Source organism: uncultured Tateyamaria sp. (assembly GCF_947497045.1).
In the GTDB taxonomy this organism is placed as follows: Bacteria; Pseudomonadota; Alphaproteobacteria; order Rhodobacterales; family Rhodobacteraceae; genus Tateyamaria.
The window spans coordinates 1-9,077 of record NZ_CANMEU010000023.1; the positions used below are offsets into that span (position 1 = coordinate 1).

General features: G+C 57.8%; 11 protein-coding genes and 1 pseudogene. 10 read left to right on the forward strand and 2 right to left on the reverse strand.

The features are described from left to right. From Q0859_RS20965 to Q0859_RS21005, 9 genes and pseudogenes are all read left to right on the forward strand, one after another. Window positions 1–564: ATP-binding cassette domain-containing protein (locus Q0859_RS20965; protein ID WP_299155018.1), on the forward strand; the 564-nt coding region annotated here is incomplete at its 5' end. Next, the gene (locus Q0859_RS20970; RefSeq protein ID WP_299155020.1) at window positions 561–1,862 is read left to right on the forward strand and encodes an HlyD family type I secretion periplasmic adaptor subunit; all 1,302 of its coding nucleotides are present in this window, start codon (window positions 561–563) and stop codon (window positions 1,860–1,862) included. The genes Q0859_RS20965 and Q0859_RS20970, both read left to right, overlap by 4 nt. A gap of 279 nt (window positions 1,863–2,141) precedes the next feature. Continuing rightward, window positions 2,142–2,282, forward strand: a pseudogene (locus Q0859_RS20975) (transposase); the annotation flags it as partial. A gap of 54 nt (window positions 2,283–2,336) precedes the next feature. After that, entirely contained in the window at window positions 2,337–2,567 is a 231-nt protein-coding gene (locus Q0859_RS20980; RefSeq protein ID WP_299155023.1) for a hypothetical protein, read from the forward strand. A 178-nt stretch (window positions 2,568–2,745) separates the two neighbouring features. After that, window positions 2,746–3,033 (forward strand): type IV conjugative transfer system protein TraL, encoded by a 288-nt coding sequence (gene traL, locus Q0859_RS20985; RefSeq protein WP_299155024.1) that lies wholly within the window; start codon window positions 2,746–2,748, stop codon window positions 3,031–3,033. Next, entirely contained in the window at window positions 3,033–3,590 is a 558-nt protein-coding gene (locus tag Q0859_RS20990; protein ID WP_299155026.1) for a TraE/TraK family type IV conjugative transfer system protein, read from the forward strand. Before traL ends, Q0859_RS20990 begins: the two co-directional genes overlap by 1 nt. A gap of 1 nt (window position 3,591) precedes the next feature. Next, window positions 3,592–4,326: a type-F conjugative transfer system secretin TraK gene (locus Q0859_RS20995; RefSeq protein WP_299155028.1), complete on the forward strand. Its 735-nt coding sequence runs from the start codon at window positions 3,592–3,594 to the stop codon at window positions 4,324–4,326. Beyond that, complete coding sequence (locus Q0859_RS21000) at window positions 4,323–5,876, forward strand: TrbI/VirB10 family protein (protein ID WP_299155030.1); 1,554 nt, start codon at window positions 4,323–4,325, stop codon at window positions 5,874–5,876. The genes Q0859_RS20995 and Q0859_RS21000 overlap by 4 nt, the downstream gene beginning before the upstream one ends. A gap of 46 nt (window positions 5,877–5,922) precedes the next feature. After that, window positions 5,923–6,378, forward strand: coding sequence for a hypothetical protein (locus Q0859_RS21005; RefSeq protein WP_299155032.1), 456 nt, complete (start codon window positions 5,923–5,925; stop codon window positions 6,376–6,378). Window positions 6,379–6,451: 73 nt separating this feature from the next. On the opposite strand, the gene Q0859_RS21010 is transcribed toward Q0859_RS21005, so the two are convergent. Both Q0859_RS21010 and Q0859_RS21015 read right to left on the reverse strand, forming a co-directional pair. After that, complete coding sequence (locus Q0859_RS21010; protein ID WP_299155033.1) at window positions 6,452–6,697, reverse strand: BrnA antitoxin family protein; 246 nt, start codon at window positions 6,695–6,697, stop codon at window positions 6,452–6,454. Beyond that, complete coding sequence (locus Q0859_RS21015) at window positions 6,684–6,950, reverse strand: BrnT family toxin (RefSeq protein WP_299155035.1); 267 nt, start codon at window positions 6,948–6,950, stop codon at window positions 6,684–6,686. Before Q0859_RS21015 ends, Q0859_RS21010 begins: the two co-directional genes overlap by 14 nt. Before the next feature lie 256 nt (window positions 6,951–7,206). On the opposite strand from Q0859_RS21015, the gene Q0859_RS21020 reads away from it, so the two are divergent. Beyond that, on the forward strand, window positions 7,207–9,048 hold the full coding sequence (locus Q0859_RS21020; RefSeq protein WP_299155036.1) for a type IV secretion system DNA-binding domain-containing protein: 1,842 nt from the start codon (window positions 7,207–7,209) through the stop codon (window positions 9,046–9,048). The last annotated feature ends 29 nt before the right edge of the window (window positions 9,049–9,077 follow it).

Genomic DNA, 9,077 nt, shown 5'->3' on the forward strand with positions numbered 1-9,077 from the left:
CGTTTGGATGCCGCGGCCCTTGATCAATATCATCCTGACGCATTGGGTACGTTCATCGGATATCTGCCACAGCGCGTGCAACTGTTTGACGGCACGGTGGGGCAGAACATCGGACGGCTTTCTTTGAACCCGGAAGCTGACAAAGTCATCTCGGCGGCAAAAAAGGCGAACTCCCATGAGATGATCCTCGCCCTGTCGGACGGCTATGACACGCAGATTGACGTGTCGCAGCAATGCCTGTCGGGCGGGCAGATTCAGCGCATTGGTTTGGCGCGCGCCCTTTATGGTGATCCTGTCATTCTGATCTTGGATGAACCTAACTCCAATCTGGACAATGCAGGCAGTCAGGCCTTGAACACGGCAATCCGCGAGGCCAAGGCCGATCAGCGATCTGTCATCATCATGGCGCATCGACCCGCCGCCATTCAGGAATGCGACCTGTTGCTGGTCCTGGAAAACGGCAAAGCGGTGAACTTTGGCCCCAAGGACAAGGTGCTGGAAACGATGGTGAAGAACCATAAACAGATACGACTTGCATCGACCCGAGATGAGGGCGTGACATGAACGAACCGCGTTGGTCCGCATTCTGGCCATTGGCGTTTGGGTTTGCCGCGGTGATCGTCCTTGTGGGCGGCTTTGGGCTTTGGGGCGCACGTACAGAAATTGCTGGGGCAGTGATTGCGCCAGGGAAAATTGAGGTCGATCAGAACCGCCAGATTGTCCAGCACCCCATCGGTGGCGTGGTCACCAAGATCGCGGTCCAGGAAGGTGATCTGGTAGAGGCTGGCGATGTGCTCATCCAGCTCGACACCCAACAGATGCTGTCCCGCCTTGCGATCATCAATGGGCAACTGGCGGAAACTCTCGCCCGGCGCGGCCGTCTTGAAGCGGAACGAGATGGGCAGGATCAAATTCTGTTTGACCCGCTATTGCAGAGTGACACGTTGAGCGGCCCCGAGACAGACGACTTGATGGCAGGTCAGATCAATTTGTTTCGAGCCCGCAACGAAACTGTCGCGCAGCAAATTGCCCAGCTCAGCGAACGCAGTGCCCAGACCGAAAATCAGGTTCTGGGCGTTGAGGCACAAGAGAGGTCAGTCACACGTCAGCTTGAGTTGATTGAGTCTGAACTTGCGGCACAGCAGACGTTGCTCGAGCGCGGCTTGACCCAGACGTCCACCGTGCTGGCCCTGCAGCGTGAAGCAGCATCGCTGGAAGGTCGCATTGGTGAATTGTCGGCGTCCAAAGCGCAAGCGAACCAGCGGATCACCGAGATTGCGATGCAGGTCCTCGGTGTCACATCCCAGAAGCGTGAAGAAGCCATCACTCAATTGCGCGACTTGCGCGTGTCGGAGCTGGAACTCACCGAAGAAAGGCTCGCTCTGATTTCTGACATTACGCAAATGGAAATCCGTGCCCCGGTGTCAGGGCTGGTCTACGATATGCAGGTCAAAACGATGCGATCCGTCGTTGGCAGTGCGCAACCCGTTCTCTTCCTCATCCCGCAAGACCGGCCTTTGGTGGTTGCCGCACGTGTTGAGCCGACAAACATCGATCAATTGGTTGTCGGGCAACAGGTCAACTTGCGGTTCTCCGCTTTGGATCAGCGCACAACGCCGGAGTTGAAAGGCGAGGTGGCTCTCGTCTCGGCGGATGCTTTCGAGGACGAAGCGATTGGATCGACATACTACCGGGTGGAAATTGTTCTTGCCCAAGGCGAAGTTGATAAACTGGGTGCCAACCAAACGCTGTTGCCCGGCATGCCTGTAGAGGCCTTTATCCGAACAGAGGACCGCTCCCCCGTCCAATACCTCGTGAAACCGATGTCAGACTATTTTGCGAGAGCCTTTAGAGAAGGGTGATGGGTGGAAAATCTGCTCAAAGGATGGAGTGGTATATTCCAGATGGAGGGGCTGGGAATTCGCTACGCTGAAGCCAGATATGGTACCGTCTCCGATTTTTTTGTAAGAGTCCAAACGAACTGATAAGGGCTAATCTGGCGATTGAAGTTTCTAGACGTAACCCGCCCTTCTTTGTGGTCGAAACTCGGAAGATCTGAAACGAAGCAAGGGCACCTAGGGTCAGGACCCATTGATTTCCATCGAGCGGCATGAATCACAGCTCAAAAACGAGCGGTGAACATGTCTGATCTTTTCTGGCTGACGGATGCGCAAATGGCGCGTCTTGAGCCCTTGTTTCCCAAATCCCACGGTCGGCCACGTGTTAATGATAAGCGCGTTCTGAGCGGCATTATCTTCATCAACCGCAATGGGTTACGTTGGTGAACCGAAGCATGTACCGGCGTGGAGGCTGGCTTTTTTGAGCTGGGCACCGATTTGACCACGATTCTGAACGGGGCGGGGGGCTTTGTGATCCTGATCGCGTCGATCCTAATCGGGGGCCTTGTGCTCGCATTCACCGGTCGTTGGAACTGGGTCATCGCCTCTGCGGGGACGGCCTTGTTCCTGGGTTATGGTGTCACCACACTGACGAGCTTCGCCGGTGTCACAGCTGACGTCGATATGGTCCTGCTTGAACAACCTGTCGACGAAACCGCTGCCTCGTAAGAGCAGCAACTTTCCGGCGGAGCCTGCCAAGACGCTCTGCCGGAGAATGCCCCCTGATACGTGTTCTGAGCCACCACTCCCGTGCCTGAACAGGTACTCCCGAGTGTCAGGGGGCTCACCGAATCTTTCACTCGACGCTGAAGGGCAAATTTAGCCTTCGGTTCATAGGAGCACTCGCATGACTGATGTTGTCCGCATTGAGCAACGCCTCCAAGATCCACCGCAGTTCTTCATCCTGCCAGCGGATGAAGCCGTCGCTTTCGGCATTCCTGCCGTTCTCGGTTTGGTGTCCCGGCAACTCTTCATCGGTCTCATATTTGGTGCGCTTCTTTTCATGCTGTGGAAACGCGTGAAGCGGGGAGGTGGCGTGCGCCAGGTTCTAGCGCTCGTCTACTGGATCCTCCCCAAAGAGATCACGCTTTACCGCGCTCTGCCTGACAGCGCCGTGACAATCTGGAGAGCGTGATGAACTTTCCCGCGATGCAAAAAACAGTCAGGCAGGCGCGCCGTGCTTCAGTGGTCCTCGGTATGGTCGCCCTGGTCCTGATCGTCACGAACGCACTTCTCGTTGCCAAGATGTATTCCCAAAGCAACCAGGTCGTGCTGGTGCCCACCACTGTGACCGATGGCATGGTCGCGCGCGGCACGGTCGACAAGGGCTACATTGAGGCCGTTGCTCTCGATGCTGTCTACGCGATGTATAACAGCACACCCAACACGCTCGCATATGGTCGCAATGTGCTTGAGCGTCTGAGTGGACCGGCTGAGCGGAATGACATTCTCCTAGCCTATGATCGCATTGCGGAAGACATCACGCAGCGCAAGATTTCGACGGTCTTCTTTGCGCGTCGGATCGAGCACAACTTCGATCGCTACGAGGTCGTCGTAGAGGGCGATCTCGCCACTTATCTCGAGACCACACAAGTCACACGAGAACGTCGTCGCATCCTTGTGCGCTTTCGTCCCCAGGCCGGCTCGGTGCGCGTTTCCGGCATTGGCCGTTTGAGCACGGAGGACACTTGATATGACCTTGCTGCCAAAAATCATTCTGCTCGCCGGATCTCTGCTTCTTATGGCTGTGACAGCCAGCGCAAACGCGCAACGCTTCAACGTCGAATCTGATGCAATGGTGCGCTTCCGGGCGTCCATCAATGGGATCACGCGCATCAGCGTGGTTGGGGACCGGATCTCTTCAATCGTCAACGATAATGAATCTTCCGTCTACCAAGTCCGAAATGACGAGCAGACGGGCGACCTGTTTCTTCGCTATGTCGGCCCAGATGAACTTCCCGAAAAAGAAGGTGGTTATCTGGTGACCGAATCCGGGGTGACGGTCGCCTACGAAATCCTGCCAAAGCGTTCCAGCACCGAGACGATCCTCATTTCGATCAAGGGCGGTGCTGCAAAAGCGCCAGTGGCAGATGATGCCAGTGATGGCCGTCTGAGCGGAGATTTCGCCACCACATCCTTTGGTGCCAGTGACAGCGTTACGGGAGGTTTGGTGGATGCGACCCGCCAGACCATTGCCGCCAAGATCGGTTCACCTGTGCCTGGGCGTGGCTCTAACGGTGCGCTCGTTGCAACGCACCGGATGGGTGATCTTGTGGGTGAAGTCCGTGTAGCTGCGGCTGGCAAGGCGGCTCGTGCTGTGCGCGAACAGGATTTCTATCGCAGGGGCGTTCTCGCCGTATGGATTGCCCGTAAGGACCTCGCCGCTGGCGAGCGGGCTTGGGTTGTTGTCATTAGGAGCGGATCATGAGTGACGCGAGTGGTCGTAAAACCAACCAGCTGATCGCGATTGGCTTTGTTGGTGTCATTGGTATCGGCATCCTGGCCCTTCTTGCGGCCATGATGAACCGAGGGACGGGGCAGTCAGGCCTGCCGTCGCGGGCTGTTCCGGTGGTGGATGAAACCATCATCGCAGATCGGACCGCGGCGGCCTCCCCCGAAATGAGCTGGATTGTTTCATCGCGGGCGGAGCTGGAGCGCCTTTCGGCTGATCTGGAAGAGCAGGGGCGTCAACTCGAGATGTCGCGCAAAGCGGCCGAAGTGCGCGCAGCCGAGATGCAGGAAGAGTATGACGCTCAGATCTTGCAACAAGCCCAGAAGATTGCAGAGTTGGAGGCCAAAGCGGCTCAGATCGTGACCGCGCCGCAGTCCCCAGCAACCGGGCCGGAACAGCGACTGAATGCAGCGGTGTCTCAGCCGGAGCGGGATATTCTTCTCAACCGTCCTGGCGTTGTCCAGGCACCGGGCCCAGGTACGGACTTCGTTGAGCGTCGCCCAATCCCCGAGCGGTTGCGGACTGATCGTCCTGACAGCGACGGTAATGGCAACGTGGTGCCCGCATCCTCCGGCTTCGGCCAGAAGTTTGTCCTAACGCCATTGGTCGAAGAAAACACCGATACACGTGAGGTGCGCACCCTGGCGAACTACCTACCAGCAGGGAGTTATGTCTCGGCCGTGGTGTTGTCTGGTGCGGATGCCGCCACCAACGTCTCCAGTCGTGAGAACCCCATTCCCGTTCTCTTTCGGATTACGGGTGCTGCCATCACAGCAGGTGGCGCGACCGTCAGCCGCGCCAAAGTCAACCTGAAGGATTGCATCGTTCAGGGATCGGCCACCGGTGATCTCTCCTCCGAGCGCGTCAAAGTACGCCTGATCACCATGACCTGCACCAACAAGCGCGGCGAGGTTCTTGAGACCCGCGTGTCCGGCTTCATGTCGGGATCGGGCAAGGAAGGCGTGCGTGGACAGGTGGTCAGTCGTGAGGGGCCCGCCGTCACCAACGCTGCGATCGCAGGCACGCTTGCGGGCCTAGGCAGCGGTCTTGGTGCTGCGGGGCAGGCGCAACTCGGTCTGGATGAAAGTGCCACGACAAGCTCGATCTTCCAAGGCGCGGGCATCTGCGAGGTCAATGTCTGGGTGCCGGTCGAATACGCCAAGCTGGTGCGCGACATCGCATGGCGCATCGTTGATCTGTCAAAGCGCAGTTTGCCGTTTCGCGGTCCGCGTCGAAACCATGGTGTAGAGATCGATCAGGCGCAGCGCGCCGTACAACGCAAGCGCAACATCCAGAACGGGATGATCAACACCGGCATCTCCATCCTCGGCGCAGGAGCGATTGCGAATGCGGGTTCGGTCAACGGCATTCGCAATGCCAGCACGGCCGTCGGTGCCGCCGGGATGGCGGCCAATGGTGTGCGCGCAAATGGAAGTCGCGAGGATGGCCGTGCTCTGAACGAGGCGCTCGCCCTTCAGGAGCGTGCTGCAAACCTCGAGCGCGCCAAGGTCGGGAAGGGGTGCTGAGATGACATTGCTTGGATCCCACCACCAATTTGCAGAGGACCAACACATGGCTGATGACAATGACGTTTGCCTTGATACGGTCCTGACACTTTCCAACGGCGCTGATAGATCCTGTGTCTGTCTTTCAAGGTCTGTGGTTGCGGCATTCCTTGCGCTTGCTCATTGCAGGTTGCTTCCGCATCCCGGCGAGCACTGGGCAACTCTTGTTGCCGGGTACTCGGATGTCGGCCCAGACACGGACATCTCACCGCTCTATACCTTTACAAGTCTTATTCGCAAAAGGATCGAGGTCGATGGGTTTCCGCGTCTCATGCTTCACGCTGCGTTTGAGAAAGAGACTGACCGTTCCTTAATCAGCCGCTGGACGATTGTTGCCACGATACTTCTGTTGATCGACGTCGGGCATTTGCCGAAATGCCCCGATGAGTGGCATGCCGAGTTGAAACGGATGTTCAACGTGCCTTCACCGTCTACACGATCGAAGGGTACGCGGGATGCGTGATGCTGTGGTCGTGCCCTCATCCCGATCTTCAACACGGGATTACTGAGATGAGGTCCGCTCTACCCAGACCTCTTCACTTGTGTACAGCGTCGAGACCCAAAGCCTCGCGCAAGAGCGCATTGGCTCGTGTCTGCCAACCCCGGCCGTCAGCCTTGAGGCTGCTCAAGACGTCCGGGTCCAGCAGGATCGTGGTGCGCTCCTTGCGCTCTCCCTCCTTCATGGGTGGGCGGCCACGACGTGCAAACTTCAGATCGTCTTTGGTGATTTCGCGTACCTCGCCGTCAGCGTCCACCAGAGGTTTTCGTTCAGAACGTGTCATAGATTTTTCCTTCGCGGCTGTTGGCTTTGCGCATCGATATCACCCGGATGGTGCCTTGACGCTCCGTAAATGCGACGACCACCAATCGACCCCGCAGCTTCCCAAGCACAACTTGACGATGCTCTCCGTAGTCACGCCGCTCATCATCGAAGATGATGGCCGTATCCCAGTCGATATGCGCCACATCGGCAAAGTCCAATTTGCGGGTGCGCAGAGTGTCCTGCCGTTTGCCTTCATCCCAAGCCAGTTTCATCAATTAAACATACATATATTAAATCGGGATCAATTTTCCAAGCCTGTCGTGCCAACTAAAGCTTTTGTCCCGTGCCGCGCAATGCCTGCACGGTGTGAGGCACCTCCGTAACAGTGATTTGGCTGCTCTACGCAGGTCAGCACTACTGACTTATTTACCATAATTCCAATTATCGGCAAACCATATTGCCGCCCGCGATCAGCCTCGCTGAACGCGCTCGATACCCCTTTGCCCGCTCTCAGCACGGAGAACCCACATGCGCACAAGCCGTCCCACACAATTTGTCCGCGGTGGTCAGACCACCCAGCACTGGACCCGCATGGCCACGCAGGTTGTGCGCTATTCCATCGCGGTCGCTGCCTTCGTCTTCACTGTGACGTTCGGCTGGTTCGTTGTTCAGAACTACGAGCTCGATAAGGTCCGTCTCACGGGCTTCTACTGGGTCGCGCAATTCAACGTCGAGCAGAAAGGCAGCGAAGCGCGCCAGATCACATATGTCGATCTGACAGGTCGGCAGGTCACGCGCTCGGCTGGTGAGATTTACGCCGATGCCGAGATGCGCGAACTCTACATGCGCTACAATGCGAACGCCAAACAGTTTGCATTTCTGGCACTGCTTCCGACGGGTATTGCGTTTGCATTGGTCCTGGGCGTCTTTGCACTGGTCGGCCGATCCCTGAAGAATGAAGAGCACGTTCGCGGTGCGCGCCTGGTCTCGCAACGTGACCTCAAGGCCTGGTCCCGCCGCAAGTGGCGCGAGTATGAACGCAAGTTCGGCAAAGGCTCCAAGCGCGGCCCGCGCTATACGCTGGCCAGCATCGAGTTTCCGCCAAATGCTGTCGAGGCCCAGATCGGGATCACGGGCACCGTCGGTGTTGGCAAAACCAATGCCATGCACGAACTGCTCAACACCATCCGCGAAGCTGGCGGCCGCGCCATCATCTATGATCGCATGGGGGGATTGTTGCGGGACCACTATCAACAGGAAACAGACGTTATTCTGAATCCGTTCGATGCCCGCTCTGTGGGCTGGTCGCCGTTCAACGAGGTTCATTCCGCCGAGGCCTTTGCGCAGATCGCCGAGGTGATGATCCCCGATCAGCCCGGCGCGCATGATACGTTCTGGACCCAATCTGCGCGTCTGGTGTTCCAATATGCAGCGCGCGAGTTGGCCAAAGCCGGTGAGACCACCAATGCTGCGCTGCGCCGCGCTATCATGACCATCCCGTCCGAGGATCTTGCGCAGATCGTTGGGCCCACACCCGGTGCCCACTTCTTTGGAGAAGATGTTGCCCGCACCTCCGCCTCGATCCGCGCGAACCTGATCACCGAGCTGCGGTTTCTGGAGTATCTGCGCGATGATGGTGCGCCGTTTTCAATCCGGGACTGGGTGGTCAACGACACGCCCGGCTTTGTCTTCCTCACGGGCAATGCCGAACAATCCGCCGCCACCCGCAACATCGTCTCCACACTCATGGAAGTTGCGGCGAACGCCCTGATGACCTGCGAGGAAAGCCGCGACCCAAAGGTCTGGTTCTTTCTTGATGAGGTCCCCACGCTCAACCGGATGCCGTTTCTCCCCCGAAGCCTTGCCGAGATCCGGCAGTTCGGTGGCGCGTTTGTTGTGGGCTATCAGGTGTTTTCGCAACTCGAAGACATCTACGGCGACAAGGCAGCCGAGACGATCTCGGGTGTTTTGAACAACCGGATTGTCTTCAACACACCGGATTTCAAAACGGCGGAACGCTCATCGAAGTCTTTAGGCGAAGAGGATGTGATCGAGCAACAGGAAAACCTGACGCTCGGGGCCCATGACACCCGCGATGGTGTCGGGATTGTCGGGCGGCGCACGCAGCGCCCCATCGTGACACCTGCCGAGATCCAGTCCCTGCCCCAGTTTGTGGCCTACTTCCGACCCGCCTACGACGCCCCGACAGCGCGTGTGAAGTTTGAGCCGGTGCCGGTCAAGGGCGATGCCCAGACCCCCAAACTGGTCCCCTATCAGGGCGGCGGGTTTGATCATGGCATGATGCAGGAGACGGCCCAGGAACAGTGTAACCCGTCACGGCCTTTGAGACAGACAGCATTGTTTTGCTAAGGGAGTGTCTTTCGCTCATCGTAACCCTT

Coding starts and splice junctions, on each gene's coding strand:
- Q0859_RS20995 (WP_299155028.1), top strand. CDS start 3,592: ATGACCTTGCTGCCAAAAATCATTCTGCTCGCCGGATCTCTGCTTCTT.
- Q0859_RS20970 (WP_299155020.1), top strand. CDS start 561: ATGAACGAACCGCGTTGGTCCGCATTCTGGCCATTGGCGTTTGGGTTT.
- Q0859_RS21005 (WP_299155032.1), top strand. CDS start 5,923: ATGGCTGATGACAATGACGTTTGCCTTGATACGGTCCTGACACTTTCC.
- Q0859_RS20990 (WP_299155026.1), top strand. CDS start 3,033: ATGAACTTTCCCGCGATGCAAAAAACAGTCAGGCAGGCGCGCCGTGCT.
- Q0859_RS21015 (WP_299155035.1), bottom strand. CDS start 6,950: ATGAAACTGGCTTGGGATGAAGGCAAACGGCAGGACACTCTGCGCACC.
- traL (WP_299155024.1), top strand. CDS start 2,746: ATGACTGATGTTGTCCGCATTGAGCAACGCCTCCAAGATCCACCGCAG.
- Q0859_RS21000 (WP_299155030.1), top strand. CDS start 4,323: ATGAGTGACGCGAGTGGTCGTAAAACCAACCAGCTGATCGCGATTGGC.
- Q0859_RS21010 (WP_299155033.1), bottom strand. CDS start 6,697: ATGACACGTTCTGAACGAAAACCTCTGGTGGACGCTGACGGCGAGGTA.
- Q0859_RS21020 (WP_299155036.1), top strand. CDS start 7,207: ATGCGCACAAGCCGTCCCACACAATTTGTCCGCGGTGGTCAGACCACC.